This window comes from Candidatus Binataceae bacterium (assembly GCA_035508495.1).
Classification (GTDB): Bacteria; Desulfobacterota; Binatia; order Binatales; family Binataceae; genus JASHPB01.
Genome location: DATJMX010000014.1, coordinates 103,479 through 123,913, shown reverse-complemented (window position 1 = coordinate 123,913; position 20,435 = coordinate 103,479). Strand labels below are relative to the sequence as shown.

The 20,435-nt window shown below is 59.9% G+C and carries 20 protein-coding genes; 7 read left to right on the top strand and 13 right to left on the bottom strand.

What is annotated here, in order from left to right; translation table 11 throughout:
- Positions 1 to 57: 57 nt before the first annotated feature.
- From VMA09_04955 to VMA09_04930, 6 genes are all read right to left on the bottom strand, one after another.
- Positions 58 to 627, bottom strand: coding sequence for a DUF899 family protein (locus tag VMA09_04955; protein HUA32931.1), 570 nt, complete (start codon positions 625 to 627; stop codon positions 58 to 60).
- Positions 628 to 632: 5 nt separating this feature from the next.
- Positions 633 to 1,340, bottom strand: coding sequence for a DUF899 domain-containing protein (locus VMA09_04950; GenBank protein ID HUA32930.1), 708 nt, complete (start codon positions 1,338 to 1,340; stop codon positions 633 to 635).
- 14 nt (positions 1,341 to 1,354) lie between these two features.
- Positions 1,355 to 1,798 (bottom strand): metalloregulator ArsR/SmtB family transcription factor, encoded by a 444-nt coding sequence (locus VMA09_04945; GenBank protein HUA32929.1) that lies wholly within the window; start codon positions 1,796 to 1,798, stop codon positions 1,355 to 1,357.
- A gap of 101 nt (positions 1,799 to 1,899) precedes the next feature.
- Positions 1,900 to 2,904 (bottom strand): alcohol dehydrogenase, encoded by a 1,005-nt coding sequence (locus tag VMA09_04940; protein ID HUA32928.1) that lies wholly within the window; start codon positions 2,902 to 2,904, stop codon positions 1,900 to 1,902.
- 99 nt (positions 2,905 to 3,003) lie between these two features.
- The gene (locus VMA09_04935) at positions 3,004 to 5,031 is read right to left on the bottom strand and encodes a thaumatin family protein (GenBank protein HUA32927.1); all 2,028 of its coding nucleotides are present in this window, start codon (positions 5,029 to 5,031) and stop codon (positions 3,004 to 3,006) included.
- 36 nt (positions 5,032 to 5,067) lie between these two features.
- The gene (locus tag VMA09_04930; protein HUA32926.1) at positions 5,068 to 6,036 is read right to left on the bottom strand and encodes an NHL repeat-containing protein; all 969 of its coding nucleotides are present in this window, start codon (positions 6,034 to 6,036) and stop codon (positions 5,068 to 5,070) included.
- Positions 6,037 to 6,268: 232 nt separating this feature from the next.
- On the opposite strand from VMA09_04930, the gene VMA09_04925 reads away from it, so the two are divergent.
- Complete coding sequence (locus VMA09_04925; GenBank protein ID HUA32925.1) at positions 6,269 to 8,065, top strand: alkaline phosphatase family protein; 1,797 nt, start codon at positions 6,269 to 6,271, stop codon at positions 8,063 to 8,065.
- On the opposite strand, the gene VMA09_04920 is transcribed toward VMA09_04925, so the two are convergent.
- Both VMA09_04920 and VMA09_04915 read right to left on the bottom strand, forming a co-directional pair.
- On the bottom strand, positions 8,062 to 8,511 hold the full coding sequence (locus VMA09_04920; GenBank protein ID HUA32924.1) for a helix-turn-helix domain-containing protein: 450 nt from the start codon (positions 8,509 to 8,511) through the stop codon (positions 8,062 to 8,064). The genes VMA09_04925 and VMA09_04920 overlap by 4 nt on opposite strands.
- On the bottom strand, positions 8,508 to 9,299 hold the full coding sequence (locus tag VMA09_04915; GenBank protein HUA32923.1) for a hypothetical protein: 792 nt from the start codon (positions 9,297 to 9,299) through the stop codon (positions 8,508 to 8,510). Before VMA09_04915 ends, VMA09_04920 begins: the two co-directional genes overlap by 4 nt.
- A 551-nt stretch (positions 9,300 to 9,850) precedes the next feature.
- Here VMA09_04915 and VMA09_04910 point away from each other — a divergent pair.
- The 5 genes from VMA09_04910 (at position 9,851) to VMA09_04890 (ending at position 14,585) form a co-directional block, all read left to right on the top strand.
- Positions 9,851 to 10,522 carry a hypothetical protein gene (locus VMA09_04910; GenBank protein ID HUA32922.1) on the top strand — a complete coding sequence of 224 codons (672 nt, stop codon included), beginning with the start codon at positions 9,851 to 9,853 and terminating at the stop codon, positions 10,520 to 10,522.
- Between the two features lie 102 nt (positions 10,523 to 10,624).
- A complete protein-coding gene (locus VMA09_04905) occupies positions 10,625 to 11,668 on the top strand; it encodes a fatty acid desaturase family protein (GenBank protein ID HUA32921.1) in 1,044 nt (347 codons plus the stop codon).
- Positions 11,669 to 11,716: 48 nt separating this feature from the next.
- A complete protein-coding gene (locus VMA09_04900; protein ID HUA32920.1) occupies positions 11,717 to 12,928 on the top strand; it encodes an ABC transporter permease in 1,212 nt (403 codons plus the stop codon).
- Between the two features lie 5 nt (positions 12,929 to 12,933).
- Positions 12,934 to 14,094 carry an FtsX-like permease family protein gene (locus VMA09_04895; protein ID HUA32919.1) on the top strand — a complete coding sequence of 387 codons (1,161 nt, stop codon included), beginning with the start codon at positions 12,934 to 12,936 and terminating at the stop codon, positions 14,092 to 14,094.
- A gap of 218 nt (positions 14,095 to 14,312) precedes the next feature.
- The gene (locus VMA09_04890) at positions 14,313 to 14,585 is read left to right on the top strand and encodes a hypothetical protein (protein HUA32918.1); all 273 of its coding nucleotides are present in this window, start codon (positions 14,313 to 14,315) and stop codon (positions 14,583 to 14,585) included.
- 293 nt (positions 14,586 to 14,878) lie between these two features.
- Here VMA09_04890 and VMA09_04885 read toward each other — a convergent pair whose 3' ends face one another.
- A complete protein-coding gene (locus tag VMA09_04885) occupies positions 14,879 to 16,228 on the bottom strand; it encodes a hypothetical protein (protein HUA32917.1) in 1,350 nt (449 codons plus the stop codon).
- 229 nt (positions 16,229 to 16,457) lie between these two features.
- Here VMA09_04885 and VMA09_04880 point away from each other — a divergent pair, with 229 nt between their 5' ends.
- The gene (locus VMA09_04880) at positions 16,458 to 17,501 is read left to right on the top strand and encodes a hypothetical protein (protein HUA32916.1); all 1,044 of its coding nucleotides are present in this window, start codon (positions 16,458 to 16,460) and stop codon (positions 17,499 to 17,501) included.
- Here the strand turns inward: VMA09_04880 and dapB are convergent.
- The 4 genes from dapB to VMA09_04860 form a co-directional block, all read right to left on the bottom strand.
- A complete protein-coding gene (gene dapB / locus VMA09_04875) occupies positions 17,490 to 18,287 on the bottom strand; it encodes a 4-hydroxy-tetrahydrodipicolinate reductase (GenBank protein ID HUA32915.1) in 798 nt (265 codons plus the stop codon). The two genes, VMA09_04880 and dapB, sit on opposite strands and share 12 nt — an antisense overlap.
- Before the next feature lie 36 nt (positions 18,288 to 18,323).
- Complete coding sequence (locus tag VMA09_04870; protein HUA32914.1) at positions 18,324 to 18,563, bottom strand: hypothetical protein; 240 nt, start codon at positions 18,561 to 18,563, stop codon at positions 18,324 to 18,326.
- Between the two features lie 22 nt (positions 18,564 to 18,585).
- A complete protein-coding gene (locus tag VMA09_04865; protein HUA32913.1) occupies positions 18,586 to 19,587 on the bottom strand; it encodes an NAD(P)H-dependent glycerol-3-phosphate dehydrogenase in 1,002 nt (333 codons plus the stop codon).
- 212 nt (positions 19,588 to 19,799) lie between these two features.
- Complete coding sequence (locus tag VMA09_04860) at positions 19,800 to 20,417, bottom strand: TlpA disulfide reductase family protein (protein HUA32912.1); 618 nt, start codon at positions 20,415 to 20,417, stop codon at positions 19,800 to 19,802.
- Between the last annotated feature and the right edge of the window lie 18 nt (positions 20,418 to 20,435).

Sequence of the window (20,435 nt, the reverse complement as noted above, 5' to 3'; positions counted from 1 at the left end):
ATTCGCAGGACTCCGCGACCGACTTCGCCTGCTCGCCAGGCGAAGTTGGTCAGTCACCTAATAATTGAACTTCGGGCTGAAACCAGTTGCGCCGTCTGGCATTAAGTCGAACAGATGCCATAGCGTGCAAAAATCGTCGCCCGGCTCGCTGCGCGCGTCTGACACCCGCACGATTTGACCGCGCTCCTTTCTGAACACTGAAATCCCCGGGATATATCGGCCGTCTTCCGATTGATAACCCATGTCGGCGGCGAAACTGGTTCCCTTGTGACTGACTATCGGAAAACGCCAGCCCCGGCTCTCCGCGAACGATCGTTGAACTTCAGGTGCGTCCGGGCTGGAGATCGCGAACGCGGCGCGCTGCGCGATATGTTCGTAGATGCCGTTGTAGCCGTCGGCCCACAACGTGCAATAGGCACACTTCACACCCATGCTATGCACCATGATCAGATCCCGTTTCGAACCGAACAGCTCGGATAACTTGACGGACCCGCGCGCCGCCGCAAACTCGTAGTCTTTTACCGCCTCGGGCTCTACCGAGGCCTGCGTCTCGCGCATCTGCTGACGCAGCTCGGTGATGCGACGCCGATAGTCTGTAAGCTTCGCATTAGTGTCTTTGTAATTCATACTGACTATTTCCCGTATTCGTCGTGAAGCCGCACCCACGACATCGTGAACTGCAGGTTGTCTTCGTCGCGTCCTTTCGGCGTGAGATCCAGGTAGTGGTACGCAGCGTTCATCATATCCAGTCCGCGCGAATAGCTCGAATAGGTATGGTAGATGGTGCCGTCGTCATCGCGATAGAAGATACTGATGCCGGGGCGCTCACCACCGAACGGTTTTCCGATTGTATAGTTATAGTATGACTGGCCTTTGCCCTTTTCTTCGGTCGTCTCGCTCACCTGGTAGTCGCGATTGAAATCGCATTCGTGGGAAGATACCCACTTGAAGTTCCATCCCATGCGTTTTTTGAAGGCGGCGAGCTTCTCCAGCGGCGCGGCGGAGACTGCGACGAAAGTCAGATCGCGTTGCTCCAGGTGCACCGCGAACCCGTTGAAGCCATCTGCCCAGAACGAGCAACTTTTGCATCCTGCAGTCGAGCTCGGACCAAACATGAAATGCTGAACGATCAGTTGATGACGGCCGGCGAATAGATCGGCGAGCGTTTGTCTACCATCCGGCGTGTCAAAAACATACTGCTTATCGACCCGAACCCACGGCAGAGCGCGGCGCTCTCGACTGAGCTCGTCGCGCAAATGAGTGAACTCCTTTTCCTTGGCCAGCAATTGCTTGCGGGCCTCGAGCCATTGGTCTTGTGAAACGACAGTGTGGTTTGGCATGGCTATACCTCCGATCAAGGTTTGCTCTTTCGCTTGCGTATTCCGCTGCTGCGCGGCTGCGCGCGGCCCTTGCCAGGCGGCCGTTGGTGGCGCCCACGGCGCTCGTCGATTTCCTCGAGCGCGGCAGCCAGTGTGTCGAACTGCTGCTGCCAATACTTGCTATAGCGGTTGATCCAGACTGCGGCGGAATAGACAGGGCCGGCGTCGAGGCTGCATCGGCTGATACGCCCGGTGCGTTCCTGCTGGATTAGCCCGGCGCGCACCAGGACCTGGATGTGACGCGAGACTGCTTGCAACGAGATTTCGAATGGCGCGGCCAGCTCGGAGACCAGCAGCGGTCCGCCATCAAGCCGCTCCAATAGCGCGCGCCGCACCGGATCCGAGAGGGCGAAGAATACGCGGTCGAGCGTTTCCTCGCCCGCGGGTCCGATTCCGGCAGCTTCGGCTTCTCTCGGCACGCTTCATAACTATCAACACATTGGTTGATAGTCAACATATCTGTTGATTAATTGCGCGCAGACAACGTGCCGGTGCGGATACGCGCGCCGAACAAGGGAAATCAGACTTTGAGCACGGAGCGGAAGCGGACTTTGCCGGACATCATGTGGTCGTAACCCTCCGATGCGCGCGCGAGCGGGAACACTTCGATCATCGGGCGCACTCCCGTGAGCGCAGCGAAGTTGAGCGCATCTTCCGAGTCCTTGGCCGTTCCCGAGGGCCAGCCCGTGATCGTCCGGCGCTTCAAGATGAGCTGAAGCGGCGCGACGCCAAATGGTTCGGAGCTGGCGCCGACGATTACGAGGTTGCCGGCCGGGCCCAGCCCGTCGACGAGCGTGCCCATCGCCTTGCTGTCAGGTGCGGTCGCGAGGATCACGCGGGCACCGCCGAGACCCGCGAGTGTTTTGGCAACGTCCTGCGTGGCGCTGTCGATATATTCGTGGGCGCCGAGCTTCACCGCGAGATCCTTCTTGTCTGCACCGCGGCCGATCGCCACGGTATGGAAGCCGAACTTGTTCGCGAACTGCACACCGAGATGCCCGAGGCCGCCGATTCCCTGCACGGCCACGAGGTCGCCGGGTCCGGCGCCGCTGTGCCGTAGCGCGTTAAACGTGGTGATTCCGGCGCACATCAGCGGGCCAGCATCCTCGGGTTTGAGCGCCGCGGGGATTCGCGCGAGTGCTGATACCGGGGCAATCATGAACTCGGCGTATCCACCGTCGTAACTGATACCCGGAATCTGGCCGAAGTCGCAGGTGATGAAATCACCACGGCGACACGATTCGCACTTGCCGCAATTGCCGCCGAACCAGCCGACACCGACGCGCTCGCCAACCTGCCATGGATCGGCGTTGTCGCCCAGGGCGTCGATCACGCCCGCGATTTCATGACCGGGCGAGCGCGGATACGCGATGCCAGGGAAGGCGCCCTCCTTGGTGATGCTGTCGCTGTGACACACGCCGCAGGCTTCGACGCGAACTCTCACACTGCCGGGCGGCGGCGCGGGAATGGGAGCATCGACCATCTCGAACCGTCCACCAGCGTTCTGCACACGGATGACTTTCATCGTAGATTCCTCCGGCTTTGAAAATGGCGCGCGGGCGCCGCGCTCATCGCTGGTGCTTCGATGAGCGCGGTGGCCTGTAGGTTACGCCATGGCGAAGGTCTAACGAAGTGTCGGTTCCGCTATGACTTGGGCTTGAGCTCCCTTACCGCCGACGCCACAGAATGTGACGTTGTAGTTGACCACCTGATCGGAGGTGCTGTTGCAAGTCCAGTCGCTCGCCTGGTCGTCGAACTGGAAGGAGTAAGCGGTCGGGCATGAGCTCTTGAAGATTGACAAATAGTTATTGCCGCCCACCGAGATTTGATTGATCGCCGCCGTCCAGTTGACGTTGGTCGGACCGCATACGCCGGTGTAAACGGCCGGGGTCTGACAGATACACGTCTCGCTCGCGCCGCAGGCTTTGCCGGCGGAATCCTGGCATTGCGTGTTGCCGGTGCACGTCGCGCTCGACGTGCAATTGTTGACCGAGTTGCAGACGCATGTGTCGCTCGCGCCGGCGCATTCGTTGACCGCCTGCGCCATGACGGTGCCGGTCGTAGGAAATTTCCGTACGGCCGCCTCGAGGCAATAATTGCCCGTGCCGCAATCGCTGTCCGCGGTGCATGATTGCGATGGATTGATGGGAGTGAAGTTGTCTGCGTTCCACACCAGCGCGCCGAACGCGGCCGGTCCGGTCACCGCCTGATTGTTAATCGGCGGAAGACAAGTCGAAGCCTGTGCGCCAGCGGAACTGGCATTGGTCAGAGTCGCGCAAGTATAGGCGGGGAATGGGAAAGTGAAGTTGGCCGAGGGACAAGCTTGTCCGTCCATCGCGCTCGAGGTGCATCCGCCATTCTGCGTGATCGCACCGTTGCCCGGGATGCATAATCCGGCACCCGCCGGCCACGTGACGTTGCTCGCCGGAGTGAAGGTCGGAGTCATCAGGCAGGTGGTGCCGGGCTGACAATCCGCGGAGCTGAAGCATACGGCGTTGCCCGAATTTGCGGACTCGAGATTGATCTGATGGCCGAATGGATCCACCTCTGTCGAGGTTTGATTCAGGCAGGCATAGAAAGAATTGTTCTGCGCCGTGCAGATCGTCGCGCTGGGATTGAGCGCGCAATAGTTGACCGGCACCGTGCAGGCGATGACGCAGGTGCCGTTGGAATCGCACGGACCGCCAGCGCAGTTCGGATCGTTCTGATTGTTCGCGGTGCAAGACTGACTCGAATTGTCGACTCGCAGTAATGGCGGACAGGTCCTGAGCAGGTCTGTTGTGCAGCTCCCGGTTTGGCAAGTCGAGCTGGTCGTGCTCCAGACGATTCCCGCGCCAGCAGTATTCGGATCGTCGGCGGTCCCCCGCAATACCGTTGAGAACGGCGGCACGGTGGCGCCCGACGTCGCGGTGGGCGACGGGCCGACATCATTGAAGAGCCAGGTGTTGGTGCCGGCCGGCGCGACGATAACTGATTGCGGTGAACCGGCCTGACCATTGGTATAAGTCGCGCCGGCATTCCATCCCGGCGCGTCGGTCGGTCCTTCGGCGCTGACGTTGATCGGAACGTTGTAGCCGCTCACCAGGCTCACATCGTAGTTATCGAGCGTACCGGGAAAACTCCCGGCATTGGTGCCGGCCAGAGTCGCTTCCCAGAGCGTTGCGTTATTCGCGCCCGCACCGAAGCAATCGGTGGCGCCACAATCTCCCGTGACACAGCTCATCGCATTCGAATTGCATCCGGTACGTCCCCAGACACGGCCCGAGTAGGTCAGCGGGATCGCTGCTGCGACGCTGGTCGCACACACGCCGCTTGGCAGGCAGAGTCCACCGTTGCAGAGCGGATCGCTCTGGTTGGTCTGGGTGCAACTGCAGGCGCCGTCGAGGCAGGTCGATCCAGCGGGGCAGGTGAAATTGGTGCCGCACTTGGGCGCCAGCTCCCAGCTCGAGATCTGGCTGACGGGCGGCGTCAGATCGACGTTGCCGTTGGCCGCGATCCAGATCGGCTGACTGCAGTTGTTAATGAAGTTAACCGTGTGCGCGGTCGGCATCGCCGTGGGCGTCGCCGTCGGAGTCGCCGCACGCGCGCGCGCAGTGAACAGCAAGACGCTGGCGATGGCCGCGATTACGATCGCACGGGCAATTCGGCTCATTGCAAGTCTCATCGGATGGTCCTCTGGATCACGGGTTCAGAAGCTGAGAGCGATACCGAACGGAACCGAGAGCTCCGTATCCGCCCCTTCAATCACGGCCTGCGGCGAGTTGTTGCCGCGCGTGAGCGCGTTGAAGCGCAGGATCGCATCCTCGGGACTCGACGCGACGAACAGCAGGCCGCCGCCGTACGCGATTCCGCCGGGAGCGGCGATCATCGTTTCGGGCCCGGCAAGCACACCCACCGGGGCGACGTCGCCGTTAGCTCCTGGCGCGTAGACCGTCACCGAATCGCTGTCGCTGTTGGCGACGTAGAGGTTGCCACTGCCGTCCATCGCGAGCGCGTCAGGTGCGTGCAATCGCGTGAGCAACCCTTTGATCCGCCGAATGAAGGCGGCATTGCCGTTGCTATTCGGCGGATAGACGGTGACGGAATTTCCCGCCGTGTTCGCGACATACACGTTGCCGGCGGGATCGAAAATGACGTCCTCAGGTTCCTTGAGACCCGTCGCCGGGCCTCCAACCAGCGCGATGGGCGCCGCGTTGCCGCTGGCTGCGGGTGCATAAACCGTCACCGTGTTGCCGCCTGCATTGGCCGCATAAATCCGGTTCTGGCGATCGACCCTGATTCCCTCGGGGTCGATCAGCAGCGTGCTCGCGCCGCTGATGACCGATATCGGCCCTACGTCGCCATTCGCGGAATGGCTGAAAACGGTGATCGTGCTGTTGTCACCGTTGGCGACGTAGATCAGTCCCCGATTGTCGAATGCGATCGCCTGGGGATTTGCGAGCTGCGTGGTGCCGCCGTCGATTGAGCGCAGCGGCTTGGCGTCACCATTGGCCCGCGAGTTGTAGACCGCGATCGAATTGGTCGCCGAGTTTGGGGCGAAGACTCGCGGCGCGGGTGGCGGACCGCTCGAACCACCGCCGCATCCCGCGGCGAGCGAGGCGAGAACGAGTCCAATCAAGGCTTTGCAGGTTAGATGCGATGAAAGTCGTATGATCATATGGATGCGCCTTGTCGAGGACGAATATCATGGATAGCAGTGAGTCGCGAGGTTAAACTGGTGAAATTGTGGATTTTTTCTGTCGAACTGCATAAAGCGACATAACGCACCTCGCCTCTCAAGCATTCTGTCTATCTTTATTGGGTTAACTTCACGTTCCGTGACGCAGCTTGCCACGAACAATTATGAGATTTAACGTCTTGTTCGTTTTTGGAAGTTTACTTCTGGATCAATGGAACTCTTTGCGATGAGAACAAGCTGCAACCGTTCGATCATCGGATCACTCTTCAATTTTGGGAAAGTCGCGATCGCGGTGATGTTTTATGTTGCTTTCTTCGATGGCATAGCCACGGCGCAAACTCCGCGGAGTCCGATCCGGCACGTGATCGTGGTGGTAGGTGAAAACCATAGTTTCGATAATCTGTTCGCAACCTACCAGCCGCACCATGGGCAATCCGTCGTGAACTTGCTTTCGGAAGGAATAGTCAATATCGACGGATCACCCGGGCCAGGTTTCGCGAAGGCCCGGCAATGGCAGGCGAAAGAACAAAATACATATTCAATCGAGCCCCAGCGGACAACACCATACTCGCATCTGCCTCAACCGAATACTACTTTCGCGTACGGGCAGCCGCTCAATGTTGCGGACCTGAGATTTCCGGCTGACCTGCCTAACGGACCTTTTCAGATCACCAAGTATACTGCCTACCAGCTTTCTTTCACCGGCGATCCGGCGCATCGCTTCTTCCAGATGTGGCAGCAGTTCGACGCCGGCCGCAATGATCTATTCCTGTGGAGCGCACTGGCGACCGGAGCGGGCAGCGACGGCAAAGCTCCCCCGACACCGTTCAGCGATCAAAGTACCCGCCAGGGAAGCGTTTCGATGGGCTTCTACAACGTCGCCCAGGGCGACGCGCCGGTGTTCAAGTTCATCGCCGATCACTACGCAATGAACGACAATTTTCATCAGGGGATCATGGGCGGCACCGGGGCGAGCTTCATCTATCTCGGCACCGGCGACCTCGCCTTCTACAGCGACGGTAACGGCCACCCGCTCACGCCGCCCAAAGAATTAATCGAGGATCCGAATCCGTTGCCCGGCACGGACAATTGGTTCAAGCAGGACGGATATCACAGTGGAACTTACGTGAACTGCGCGGATCGCGCGCAGCCGGGCGTGGCGCCAATTCTCGACTATCTGAATTCCCTGCATCGCGAGTCCAACTGCGATTCGGATCATTACTACCTGGTGAATAATTACGGACCGCCTTACAATCCGGATGGTTCTCCTGTCGATGTGAAGAAACATCCATACACTCTGCCGCCGCAAACGCTGCCCAATATCGGCGAGTCACTCAGCAAAGGCGGCATCACCTGGAAATACTATATCGGCGGGCTGCGCAAGGGCGGCGCCAACGATGCCTGGTGCTCGATCTGCAATCCCCTCCAATTCAGCAGGAACATCATGAGCGGCCCACTGCGTGCCGATATCGAAGGAGTGCAGGATTTCTTTCACGATGTCGAAGCGGGATCACTTCCGGCAGTCTCGTTCGTGCGTCCTTACGAACCGTACTCAGGGCATCCCGGGAACTCGGCGATGTCGGCGTATGAGTATTTCGTACAAAGTATCGCCAACGAGGTAATCAAGCATCCGAAGCTTTTCGCCGACTCGGCGGTCTTCGTGACCTTCGACGAAGGCGGCGGATACTACGATTCAGGTTATATCTCGCCGCTGGATTTCTTCGGCGACGGCACGCGCATTCCACTGATGGTTATTTCGCCGTATGTGAGGGCCGGCGCGATCAACCACGCATATTCAGATCATGCGTCGATTCTTAAATTTCTCGAATGGAACTGGAGGCTGGCACCGCTTTCGAAGCGCAGCCGCGACAACCTGCCGGATCCTATGCCATCGACGAAGAACCCCTATGTCGCGGCGAATGGCCCCGCGATAGACGATCTGCGAGGCATGTTCGATTTTCAAAATCCGCGCCGGGACGATCTGCTGATCATCCCGGATGGAATCTAGCTGCGACTCCCGCGCTTGCTGACCGCGGTGCCGCGAATCACGGTGACGATTGTGAGGAACTCCCGCTGGGTCAGCACGTAGCCGAGCAGGCTTAGCTGCTTCATCGCGCGGAGCTCGAGCGGCGTCACTTCGTAGCGGGTAAGCAGAGCCTTATCGCTGATCAGTTCCTGCCACGATTGCGCCGGGCTTCGATCCTCTGGCTTCGGCGCCGGTTCGAACATCGACTTCGCTTCAGGATGAACCAACAGGAACAGTTCCTGGCGGTCAACCCCGAGCGTGCGTGCCAGGCGCTGGGCCAGGCTGAGCGACGGCTTGCGGCGTCCACTCTCAAGGAATGCGACGTAGCTCGCTTCGACGCCGAGCTTGGCGGCGAGGGCGCGCTGACTCAGGCCGAGCGCCTTGCGCCGGCTCTTCAACACGAGACCAAGTTTATTTCGCGAGCTCATAGATCGAATTCGTTGCGCAACGCCTCTCGGAGTCTGGTGTAGTGTAGCAGTCCGGCCATGTATTGAAACTTCTGTGAGACGGACATCTTGTCATCGAAAGACAGTCCGTACTGTTTTGCCAGGTAATCGATAACGGCCGAATGTCCGTTCACATCGAGATTCGTCGGCCTGGTGCTTCGCCGCGATTGAGGAAACATCTTCCGCGCCATCGGTTGCGGATAGATGCCCAGACTGACCAGCACGTCAGCCACGAGTTCCGACGGCTCATTCAGATGATCGGAGTAACCGGTGTAGAGCAGGCTCGGAGTGTGGTCGTCATTGCCGAAGATCTCGGCCGTCAGATGATGACCCATCTCATGAACGAACGCCGCGCCGATCACTGCCGGATGATGGGCCGTGTTAACACAAATGAGCGGCTTGCCCGACAGGAAGTCGGTCTTGCGGACGTAGAACCCGAGCAGCGCCAGTCCAGTCGACGTCGGCATCCGGGCCGGGCGTACTTCGACTCCGACGCCGGAAAAACGTTCGGAAAATTCGCGGGTCGATCCGAGCCTCAGTGGCTCGCGATTGAGGTTCGGCCAGACGTTCTTGCGTGCGTCCTTGATGAGCGCGTTGAGCTGCGGCCGATCGAGGCATCGCCGCAACGGTCCCGCGTAGTCAAGGCTTGCCAGCTCTTCGACTTCGGCGCCGATCTTGGAAGCCTTGCGATGGAGGCGGGTCTTACTTTTGGAGGCGACCAGCTCGACCAGCAAGGCGTTAATTTTGGACCGCTCGCTTTTGGAGCTCACGATAGACAAACCCTGTCTGCGAGAAACAAACAAATCTAATCCAACGCGTCAAACCCTACACTGCTTCGAGTTGACTGGCAACTCCAAGGTGCCAGAAAGAGCGATTACAAGCCAGACCAAACGAAAAGCATACCAAGCGAATACATTTCGTATTTCTTTCGCCTTGCAGTCACGGCGCACTCCAGCCGAAATGTGACTTAGCAATGATGAGCGCTGAGTGAGCGTAACCAATCACAACCAACTAATTGGTATCCACGCCTCAGTCTGCTCAGAGCCCGCACTTGCGTGCGCACCCAAAGCAACCCTAGTATTCGCGAAGTCAGTTAGGAATGACAAATTGTCAGCGTCGAATCTCATCGTCGAGATTGCCCGATTGCGAGCGCTGCGGCTGGTATCACGCGCGATTCGTACCCCCACGCCGCCAAGGCGAATCTACTCGCGCGTTCAAAAGCTGCCCTCCGATCCTTTCCACAACCCTGCCAACTCAGCTTTATACAACCTTGTATTAGTCATACCGGCGAATTCTTTCGCCATAAAAGGAGACAGGGGTTATGGAACTAAGGCTTTTGGTTACCGAAGAGGAACGGAGAATCTTTGCTGATCGGCTCGCAGAGGCGCGGGCCAAACTCGGCATCAGGTTCAGAGAGAAGTCGCGCTCTCAGCTCGCGAAAATTCAGCTTGCCTTTGGCAATCTCTACGGCCTGTTCGAAGGGGAATCTGATCCGGCCGAGAAAATGATCGCGGGCATTTCCACCCACGATTTGGAAATGTTCCCTCAGACCTGCCCCAAACCGGATCTTTCTCATCTGGCGCCTGGAGCAGTGGTCGAATGCAGCGATCTCTGGTCGCTCAGGAAAGGCGCGGGACTGATGGTCTGGTGCGGAATGGTCGTGCCGCTGGTGGGCCGCGGAACACGTGCCGCTCTCGCCTACCTCGCGGCAGGACCGGAGGGGAATCCGGATTTCTATCTTGGAACCGGTTTCAAGATGGTGGGCGAGCCGGGCCTGTATCCATACCTGGAAACGGTCGATGGCGAACCTATCTACGCGCAGCCAATGGTTCTCGAGACCGAGGCTTTCGATCGGCTGGCCAGGGCGCTGTCGCGGTTTGCCAAAAGCATGGCACCGGACCATTCCAGGGTAAAGCTCAAGAACTTCATCGGCATGCGGGTGTCTTCCGAAGAAGAGCATACGCGCCAGGAAATGGGACAAGCCGCGGCCTGATGCGGTGCGTCGCCAGGTAATTTACTGCACCGGATTTTGTCTCTCCGGCAGCGCGGATCTTCGTGTCCGCTTCGCCGTAGTACGTCCAACTCGAGGGAAAAAATGAACGTCAAAGCAATGCCTATTGGTGAACAACAAGAGCTTCGTGATGATTCCAAGGTCGAAATCCCCGTCAGATTGACCAAGGAAGAGTTAATTGAACTTTCGCAAGTAAGTGGACTTCGGGGATTCGTCCACATCGCGGCTGAATGGATGATGATCTTCGGCGCAATCTATCTTAGCCAGCGATTCTGGCATCCGGCTCTATACATCCTCGCAATCGCATTCATCGGCGCGCGCCAGCATGCACTGATGATCCTGATGCACGAAGGAGTGCATCGCAGGCTGTTCCGCAACCGCACGCTGAACGACTGGGTATCCGAAATATTCCTGGCGTGGCCGAACTTGATTTCGGCGCGCGCGTATCGCCGCAACCATTTCGCGCACCATCGCTACTTGAATACTCCCCAGGATCCTGACTGGGCGCGCCGCCAGGGCGATCCGGCGTGGGTCTTTCCCAAGAAGTGGCGCGCGCTGTTTTCGCTAATGCTTCACGATCTCTCGGGTTTCAACGCGCTGCGCCTTCTCGCACTGATGCGCAGCCTGATGACGACTGACACCGGCGTATCGAAATCGTTTATCGCGATGCGCTATGCGTTCTACACCGCTGTTGTCGCCGCGATGATCTGGGCGGGAGTTACCAAGCTCTTTCTGATCTACTGGGTTATTCCCCTTTTCACGTGGTTACTGTTTATTTTCCGGATCCGCAGCATCGCGGAGCATTCCGCGATCGAAGGCAGGACACCGGCCTACGCTCAGACTCGCACTGCCCTGCTGACCATGCTCGAGCGGATCTTCTTCGCGCCCAAGAACGTCAGCTATCACCTCGAGCATCACTTTTTCCCCAGCGTGCCGTTCTATCGCCTGCCCGCTCTGCACGAGGTGCTCAAGGCCAAGCCCGGTTTCGCCGATTCTGCGCATATCACCCGTAGCTATGTGGGCGTGCTGCGCGAGTGCGCCGGCGCCGACCGGTCGCTTGCATTCGACGGCGAGCGAGCGCCCTGCGGCCTCACGATGGAACCGGCTGCCGACGGAGCATCGATATGAGCTTTGGTTATCTGCCGGATAGTAAAAACTTGACAAAGAGTAGTGCATATGAGAGATGCTAACCGCCCGTCAGTTCGTGCGACGCCGGCTTCCCAGTTGATACCGCTCAAGTACAACCTGCGCAGCCTCGTGGTCAGGAAGACCACCTCGTTGATGACGGCGGCCGGCGTCGCGATGGTCGTGATGATCGTCGTGCTGCTGCTCAGCCTGGTCGGCGGTCTGCGCGCGAGCCTCGAGCTTGCGGTCGAGCCTCACAACTGGATGGTGCTGAGCCGCGGCACCAGCTCGGAGGTCGAAAGCTATATTCCTCGCGAGCAATACGATGTCCTCAGAACGCGGAAGGAAATCGCAACTGATGCCTCCGGCGCGGCGCTGATATCGCCGGAAATGGTGGCCTCGTTTAACGCGGCCGTGCGCCGTCCGGCGCAGCAGTTCCAGCCCGCGTATCTGCGCGGTGTGTATCCAATTGCCTACCTGGTGCACAAAAATCTCAAGCTGACCGCCGGGCGCTGGCCCGCCCCCGGGCGTGAGGAAATGGCTATCGGGCGCAAGCAGGCTGAGCGCTTCCCCGAACTGGGTATCGGCAGCACCTTCAGATACGGCCGGCGCAATTGGACGATCGTCGGAGTCTTTTCCGACCACGGCAGCGCCCGCGAGAGCGAATTCTGGACCGATCTCGATGTACTGGAACAGGATGCCAGGTTCGAGAATGCCTATTCCTCGATTCATGTAGTGCTGAATCCCGGGATGCAGGATAGCTTCCGTGACGCGCTCAGTAAGAACGTGCAATTGACCGTTGACCTGATGAGCGAGCGCGATTTCTACGCATCGCAGGCCGTGCTCGCGGATCACCTGAGATCGCTGGTGATGATAGTAGCGCTGATCGTCGGGATCGGTGCGACGTTCGGCGGCATGAATACGATGTATGCGGCGGTTGCGCATCGGAGCCGCGAGGTTGGCGTGCTGCGCGCGCTGGGTTTCAAGCGCTCACAGGTGCTGACCAGCTTCCTCGTCGAAAGCGTGATCATTGCGCTCGCGGGAGGGCTCGCGGGTATCGTCGCGGCACTGGCGGTGTCGATTGCGACCGCGCTCGGCGATCGGCAACTGCGTGTCGGTGCGATTTTGTTTTCATCGCACTTCAGCTGGATGATTTTCGTCGAAGGCATCCTGACTGCGATCGCAATTGGAATCGCCGGAGGGATTCTTCCAGCTTGGCGCGCCGGCCGTATCGGCGTTATCGACTCGCTGCGTGAGGCTTGAGCGAAGTGAACGCATCGATCCTGGTAGCGAGAAACGTAAGTCATCACGCGCGGCGTGCGGTGTTAACTACACTGACGTTTGCGCTTGCGACTTTCATATTCACGGTACTGATCGCGATCCCGTCGTCGATCGATTTGATACTCAAAAAGACATCCGAGACGATGCGCCTATATTCCTACAATGCTGACGGGCGCTACCTGGGATTGCCGTCGCGCTATTGCGGCGATATCGAACGGTTGCCAGGCGTCGCGGGCTGTACGCCGATGGTCATACTTCGCGCCAAGTACCAGAGCGAAAGTGAGATCATCCAGGCTTACGCGGTCGATGCGGAGCGCACGCCGATCATGTACCCGGATTATGGAATCGCGCCGAATGTTCTGAAGGACTTTGCGAATAATCGGATGGCGGCGATTGCCGGCCGGCTTCTGATCCGTAATCACAAGTGGAAAATCGGCGATGTAATCACCCTTCGTGGCGATGCCAACCGGCTCAGGATTCGCTTCGTGCTGGTCGGCGAAACGCCATCGAATAACTATCCAAACTTTTTCATGTTCCGGCGTGATTATCTGGTCGAAGCTGAAAAGGCGATTGGTATTCCCGAAGTAAAGCATCCGGCGGGTCTGCTGGTAACGCGGGTCAAGAGCGCCGACGACGTTGCGCGCGTGATACGCGAGATCGACGAGAATTTCCACAACTCGGATTTCGAAACGGTGACGATGACGGAGAGCGACGCCATTTCCGGGCTGCTATCCACCGTCGGCGATATCCGCACGATAGTCTACAGCATCTTCTTCATCATCCTTGTGACTATTCTGCTGATCGCCGCGAATGCGATGGCGATGATGGTGCGGGAGCGCTTGCGCGATGTCGCGGTGATGCGCGCGCTGGGGTTTGGCCCCGGCTACGTGACGTCGCTGCTGCTCGCCGAATGCCTGGCGATCGGCGCCATCGGCGGAGTGATCGGCGGCATGGGCGCGTACTGGCTTTTCGGCAGTGGCGCAACGATCGCAGCGATCATTGGCAACGCCGGTGAGCTTACGGTGACGGCGGGAATCGTTGCGGCCGCTTTGAGCGTCTCGCTGGTCGTCAGTCTCTTGAGCGGAATATGGCCGATTCTCGGAACGATCAGAATAACGCCTGCTGACGCTTTCAGGCGCGCAATATGAGTGAACAGCGCCAAAAGATGAGTATCGCTGCTAGCAGTAATATAGACGAAGGCCAAAGACACCAGATTTGCAAAAGATAATGAGTGAGAAAAAAATGAGATTTATCGAATCAATCAATTTTTCTTTCATTGCCTGTCGCCAGACCGGCGTTACAAGTGTACTCTCGGTAGTGATCACAGACTTTGTAGCAAAGCTCTACGACAAGGAGGGGAACTGACATGCCAGTTGTTGAACGCCGCAGCTCCGTCCCAATGAACGCGCTGCTCGCTCCGCCAGCCGCGCTCGCAGCCGAAGTCGCCCCTCCGCGCGAACCCGATGCGGTCGACCAGTTCGTTGAGCATTTCATCCGATGCCTCAAGGATGGCATTTGTCCGACCTGCGATACCGCAGTGGATTTCGAGCAGAAGGGCATCCATGTCTTCGGCTCCTGCGGCCATCGAATCTATATCGGGCTGAGACCGCCCAACCGCAGGAAGAAGCGCGCCGCGTAGACGCTCACCGTCAGCTCTAAGACAACGGAGCGCTGCGTCATCGATGGCGCGGCGCTCCGCGCTTTTTGAAACATCGCATGTTTCGATTCGCTCTCGGGCATTGGATAAGGGTCTCAGTGCTACTCATCGCCCATCGGCGATGCTACTGATTTCACTCGGTGGGCATCACTCTTAGACATCTGGTTATTCCAGTGTTCGCGTCCGCAGTTGTCGGAACCTTAATCGTACTGGCGTGATGTCATCATCCCGGCGTAGCCGCATTGACCGAAGCGATCAGGAAGGGCGGTGTTCTGCTATTCGGGCAGGATGCGCAGCGCGGTACGGGCCGCTTCTGGAACGGCGCTGCGATAGGCGAAGCTGAGCGTCCAGAGCGTCGTGGCCGCGTATGCGAGGCCGCCGCATGCGATCGCGATGCCTCCCGCTTCGGCGATCGGCAGCCATCCGGCCAGCAGGCCTGCGGCTTCCAATGCCAGGCCACCGTTGAATGACGCGAAGACGAAGGGCTGCGGGCGCGAGTCTGATAGTTCAGCGTTGGTGACCGCGGGCCATCGCATGCCCGAGCGCGCGCGAGCGACGAATCCCGGGAATAGCTTGTACGACATCCCGATGATGAAGTTGGAGACGAAGCCGAGCAGCCCCGCGAAGCCATACGCACCCGCGAGCCGATTGCCGAGGTCGCTCTGCCCACCGACGACTGACAGCGTCACGCCGAGGATCGCCGCGACCGCAAGCCATCCGACTCCCGCGAGCGCGTGCCGCGTCGTCCAGTCGATCGGCATCCGGCGCGAACGCACCAGCTTCGCGATTATCAAAACGTAGAACGCGAGCGAGGCCACGATCGCGAGCGCCCAGAACGTTGCCCCTGCGAGGCCGAAGAGCAGCGTGAAACCGAGGCCCAGCACCGCGATCGCGAGCGCATAGATCTGCCAGATCGCGCGCGGCGGCAACGTGACGCGCGGCAGCAGGAACGCCGGCAGCATCCGGTACGACACGGCGCAGATCGTGAGTGTCACCCACCCCACCGCCGCGAAATGAACGTGACTCGCGAGGTTCGTCAGCACGTCGCCGCCAAGAAAGTCGTAGTTCTTGTCGAACGCGAGCGTGAAGCCGAGCGACGCGGCCAGAATCAGGAAGCATAACGAGATGAACATCCCGGTCGCGGCGACACCATCGCCCACGTGCGGCCACAGGCACGGAAACATGTTCATCGCGAAGATTAAGATCGATGCGATGATGACGATCGCCGCGAGCCATACGCCGGGCCATAGACCGATCGTGAAATGCGCCACGATGCCCGAGACACCGATCGCGTAGAGCATCACCTGCAGCAGCGCCAGGCGCGGATAGGGGACCGCATGCCGGGTGAGCGCCGGCACGTACCGATACATCACGCCGATCACCGCAGCCGTAATCCATCCCAGCGTGAATGTATGCGTCAGGGCGAGCGGCAGCGGCTGATAGAAAAACTGCACGATCGACGGCACGACCAACGGCAACGCCGCGACACCTACGGCAAAGAAAATCACCGACACGACGAAGAAATGCAGCGGCGTGCGGCCGATGCGCAGCAGATCGATGCCGCGAGCGTAGTCGCGAGGCGTTGCGTCCGAGAGGGCGCCTTGTTTGGCTTGGGAACCGTGCATGATGCAGCAGAGTTATCCTAGCGCATCCATCGTGATCGGCTAAGAACTGCGGGTGGCGCTGACGCTGGCTCCTGGAGCCGCCTTGTCGCAAAAGAATGGTTAATGCTTGCTCGCTTGATCACTTATGATCTACAAATAACGCAGGATTTGGCAGAATCCCGAAATTCTAATGGATGGTAGAGCAACTTCTTCACTTCGCTGCCCCTAGCTCTGCCCCAGGATGGAACTTATGCAGCATTCTCGGTCGCGAATCGTCATTGACGGGGCGATTGCAGGCATAATCGGTGGGGTAGTTGTCGCAATATGGTTTCTAATATTCGATTTGATTCGTGGCCACGCCTTTGAGACGCCGGCTCTGCTCGCCGCGACGATTCTTCACGGCCTGCGCGATTCGCACATGCACAACAGCATGATTCGGCTCACGCTGGAGTATTCGGTCCTCCACTTCGCAGCTTTCATTGCATTCGGCATCGCGGGCGGCCTCTTGCTCGAGGCTGCGGAGACCGAGCCGTCGCTATTGTTTTCACTGGGAATTTTCTTCGTCGGGTTCGAAGCCTTCTTTATCGCGGTCGCGGCCTTCATGGGTCCGAACGTGATGGCCGCCCTGACCTGGTGGGGAATCATTGTCGGCAACCTGCTCGCGTCTGCGGCGATGCTCACCTACTTCCTGTCGCGTCATCCAGCGCTCGCGCAAAACCTGCTCGGCGGATGGATCCCGGTCGCACGCGAAGGTATCGCCGCGGGGTTAATTGGCGCGGGCACCGTGGCGGTCTGGTTCATGCTCTATGACATGGTCGCCGGTCAGATGTTCCGCACGCCTTCGATGCTGGGCGATATGATCTTCTACGGCGCCAACTCGTTCGACGTGGTCAAGGTCTCGATTCCGCTGGTGCTCGGTTACTCGATCCTGCACTTCGCGGCGTTTATCGCGTTCGGTCTCGCACTCGCGATCCTGCTCGCCGCGTCGGAATGGGAGCCGTTCATGGCGCTGCTGGCGCTGCTCCTGCTCGCGGTCTTCGAGGTCTTCTTTGTTGGATTCGTCTCGCTGCTCGATTCGTCAGTGCTCGAGACCCTCGGATGGTGGAAGATCGTCGCGGGCAATATTCTCGCGCTGGTCGCGATGACGACCTACTTCCTGCGCGGCCATCGCCAACTCAGTGTGCGCCTGGTCGAGCGCTGGGCGACGCTTGAGTACGAAGAAGAAGAGGTGGAAATGGTTGTAGGCGCCAAGCGCCCCGCGCACTCGCATAACGGCGACGCGTTACATTCCTAGAACGTCGCGCATCGAATAGAGCCCGGGTTTCTGCTTCTCCAGCCACGCCGCGGCGCGTATCGCGCCGCGCGCCAGGCTGTCGCGGCTCTGCGCGCGATGCGTCAGCTCGAGGCGCTCGCCCTGTCCACCGAAAATGATCGTGTGATCGCCAACCGCGTCGCCGGCGCGAATCGTGATCATCCCGATTTGGTCGATCGGACGCACGCCGGTGATTCCTTCGCGGCCGTAGATTGCATTCGCGCCGAAATCCTTGCCGCGCGCTGCCGCGATTGTCTTGCCAAGCGAGAGCGCGGTGCCGCTCGGAGCATCGACCTTGGTGCGATGATGAATCTCGATAACTTCGGCGTCGAAGTCGGGCAGAAGCTTTGCGACCTCGGCCGCGATTTTCGCCAGCACGCTGATCCCGGCGCTCATGTTGGGCGCAATAACGGTGCGGGTTTGGGGCGCGATCTCTTTCGCGCGCGCATCCATTTCCGGCGTGAAGCCCGTCGAGCCGATCACGATCGCTGCGCCAGCTTTGACGGCGACCTCGAGATGCTCCATCGATGCCGACGCGATCGTGAAGTCGAGCGTGACCGTGTCGGGCTTTGCGACAGCGGCGTAATCGTCCCTGATCTTCACGCCGAGCTTGCTCACGCCGGCGACTTCGCCCGCGTCAGAACCCACCGCGGGGGTACCTTTGGCCTCCACCGCTCCGACGAGTTTGTGAGCCTTGTCCTGCGTGGTGAGTGCGACCAGCAGCCGCCCCATCCGGCCAGCCGCGCCGACGACGATTATGTTTGCCATGATCGCAACTCGACCCGCGGCGAACGCGGGATGATCTCAGGAGGCTGACGCGGCCGCGGCGGGGGCCTCAGCGCCCTTGCCGGTCTTGGCCTTGTAATGTTCTTCGCACAGGCTGCCGACCGCGCGCTTTTTGCGGCACTTCTCGAATGTGCAGGTGCGGTAGCGCGGCTTGGGCATCTCGCCCGCCTTCCAGAGCCGAAAATGTTTGCGACAGTAGCCGCGCGCGATCACCTCGCGCGAGCATTCGTTCGCCTTGCAGGTTGCCTTATTTTCCATTGAGTCCCTTCTGAAATGCCGCCTAGAACTCGGGCTTGAGTTCGCGGCTGAGCAATTCATCTACAATAGTGTCTGGCGCCGCCGCTTCATAGAGGGCGCGATAGACGGCGTTAACGATCGGCATCTCGACGCCGAGCCGCGCCGCGAGCGCGCGCACCGAACGCGCGTTGGCGATCCCTTCAGCCACCGGCTTGCCCGCATGGTCGGACTTCACGTCGGGCCGGTCGCCGCGCCCGAGGCGGAGTCCCACGGTACGATTGCGAGAGAGATCGCCCGTGCACGTGAGGACGAGGTCGCCTAGCCCCGCGAGACCCGCGATCGTTTCGCGGCGTCCGCCGCCGGCCGCGGCGAGCCGCATGATCTCCGCGAGTCCGCGCGTGATAACGGCGGCGCGCGCGCTCGATCCCAGTTCGAGGCCGTCGCTCGCGCCAACTGCGATCGCGATCACGTTCTTCGTAGCGCCTGCCAGCTCGACACCGACGACATCGGTGCTGGAATAGACCCGCAGCGTGCGGCTGGCGAACAGTTCGCGCGCGCGAACCGCGACGGATTCCTCTGCAGCAGCCGCGACCAGCGCCGCGGGCTTGCCGCGTGCAACCTCGGCGGCAAATCCCGGCCCGCTCAAGACCGCGATCTGAGTCCCCGGCGGCGCGACCTCGCGCAGCATCGCGCTCATGGTATGCAGCGTATCTTCCTCCACACCCTTGGTCGCGCTGATGAGCATCGCACCCGGCCGAATCCCGCTCGCGACGGGAGCCAGCGCCGCACGCGCATGACGCGACGGCACCGCAATCACGATCGTGTCCGGTTCGCGCACCGCGGCCGGCCAGTCGGCGCTCAGCTCGATCGCGTCAGGAATCGCGACTTGCGGTAGATATGCTGAGTTCTCGCGCGCGCGATCGATCGCCTCGCATTGCTCGGCACGTCGGGCGCACAACGTCACGCTGCGCCCACCGCGCGCGAGCATCACCGCCAGCGCAGTCCCCCACGCGCCCGCGCCGAGCACCACGATACGATCATCCATGTATCGATTTTCAGATTAGACCGCAGACATTGTCCAGCCGCCTGGAAAATATAGTGGGGCGTCCCTGCCCGCCATCAAGATGCGCGCCTGGCGCGCTTCCATTCTGCGGCAAACAATCGGCGGCGCGAGGCTTAGGGCGCGCGCGCATTTCAATGGCGGGCAGAAACGCCCACCCTATTCTTTTAAAATCTCAGACGACGAATGAGGCGAGCCTAGAGATCCACGTAATGGCCGGTCTTGTCGTTATGTTCGACCGGCTCGCCGCTCTTGTTTGATGGCTTGGTGTTGAGCAGCGACATCACGTTATCGGTGATTTCGCCGCGCTTGCCTGCGCCGACGATTCGGCTGACGATTTGTCCCTTGGGGTTGACAAAATATGTCGTCGGGAGCGCTTCCACGCCGAGCGCATCGACCAGGCCTTCGCTGGCCATCACGATCGGATAGGTGACGCCGAACTCCTCGACGAATGGGCCGACCGCGCCGCGGCCCTCGCCCTGGATCGAATCGCACGATACGCCGATAACGACGAGGCCCTTCGTCTTCTTATATTTCTCGTAGAGCTCTTCGAGCTCAGGCACCTGGCGGCGGCACGGGGCGCACCACGTCGCCCAGAAATCGACGACAATCGGATGCCCCAGCCATTGCTTGATACTCATCTGCTTGCCGTTCAGGTCGGGCGCGCTGAAGTTGAAGGTCTGCACTTCCGCGGCGAGAGCGAGTTCAGGCGCGGCGGCTAGTTTTCCATCGGTCGAGACGCGGGGACCGAAGGCCGCCGCGATAAGAGCAGCGGCGACAACGATCAGCGCCCAGTTGCGTTTGAGCTTTTTCATCGCGCGATAAGAACCCGC

What these genes read in the sequence shown, in the direction of transcription:
- VMA09_04955 (HUA32931.1), bottom strand. Translation starts at nt 627, where the DNA reads ATGAATTACAAAGACACTAATGCGAAGCTTACAGACTATCGGCGTCGC.
- VMA09_04950 (HUA32930.1), bottom strand. Translation starts at nt 1,340, where the DNA reads ATGCCAAACCACACTGTCGTTTCACAAGACCAATGGCTCGAGGCCCGC.
- VMA09_04940 (HUA32928.1), bottom strand. Translation starts at nt 2,904, where the DNA reads ATGAAAGTCATCCGTGTGCAGAACGCTGGTGGACGGTTCGAGATGGTC.
- VMA09_04935 (HUA32927.1), bottom strand. Translation starts at nt 5,031, where the DNA reads ATGAGCCGAATTGCCCGTGCGATCGTAATCGCGGCCATCGCCAGCGTC.
- VMA09_04930 (HUA32926.1), bottom strand. Translation starts at nt 6,036, where the DNA reads ATGATCATACGACTTTCATCGCATCTAACCTGCAAAGCCTTGATTGGA.
- VMA09_04925 (HUA32925.1), top strand. Translation starts at nt 6,269, where the DNA reads ATGGAACTCTTTGCGATGAGAACAAGCTGCAACCGTTCGATCATCGGA.
- VMA09_04920 (HUA32924.1), bottom strand. Translation starts at nt 8,511, where the DNA reads ATGAGCTCGCGAAATAAACTTGGTCTCGTGTTGAAGAGCCGGCGCAAG.
- VMA09_04910 (HUA32922.1), top strand. Translation starts at nt 9,851, where the DNA reads ATGGAACTAAGGCTTTTGGTTACCGAAGAGGAACGGAGAATCTTTGCT.
- VMA09_04905 (HUA32921.1), top strand. Translation starts at nt 10,625, where the DNA reads ATGAACGTCAAAGCAATGCCTATTGGTGAACAACAAGAGCTTCGTGAT.
- VMA09_04900 (HUA32920.1), top strand. Translation starts at nt 11,717, where the DNA reads ATGAGAGATGCTAACCGCCCGTCAGTTCGTGCGACGCCGGCTTCCCAG.
- VMA09_04890 (HUA32918.1), top strand. Translation starts at nt 14,313, where the DNA reads ATGCCAGTTGTTGAACGCCGCAGCTCCGTCCCAATGAACGCGCTGCTC.
- VMA09_04885 (HUA32917.1), bottom strand. Translation starts at nt 16,228, where the DNA reads ATGCACGGTTCCCAAGCCAAACAAGGCGCCCTCTCGGACGCAACGCCT.
- VMA09_04880 (HUA32916.1), top strand. Translation starts at nt 16,458, where the DNA reads ATGCAGCATTCTCGGTCGCGAATCGTCATTGACGGGGCGATTGCAGGC.
- dapB (HUA32915.1), bottom strand. Translation starts at nt 18,287, where the DNA reads ATGGCAAACATAATCGTCGTCGGCGCGGCTGGCCGGATGGGGCGGCTG.
- VMA09_04870 (HUA32914.1), bottom strand. Translation starts at nt 18,563, where the DNA reads ATGGAAAATAAGGCAACCTGCAAGGCGAACGAATGCTCGCGCGAGGTG.
- VMA09_04865 (HUA32913.1), bottom strand. Translation starts at nt 19,587, where the DNA reads ATGGATGATCGTATCGTGGTGCTCGGCGCGGGCGCGTGGGGGACTGCG.
- VMA09_04860 (HUA32912.1), bottom strand. Translation starts at nt 20,417, where the DNA reads ATGAAAAAGCTCAAACGCAACTGGGCGCTGATCGTTGTCGCCGCTGCT.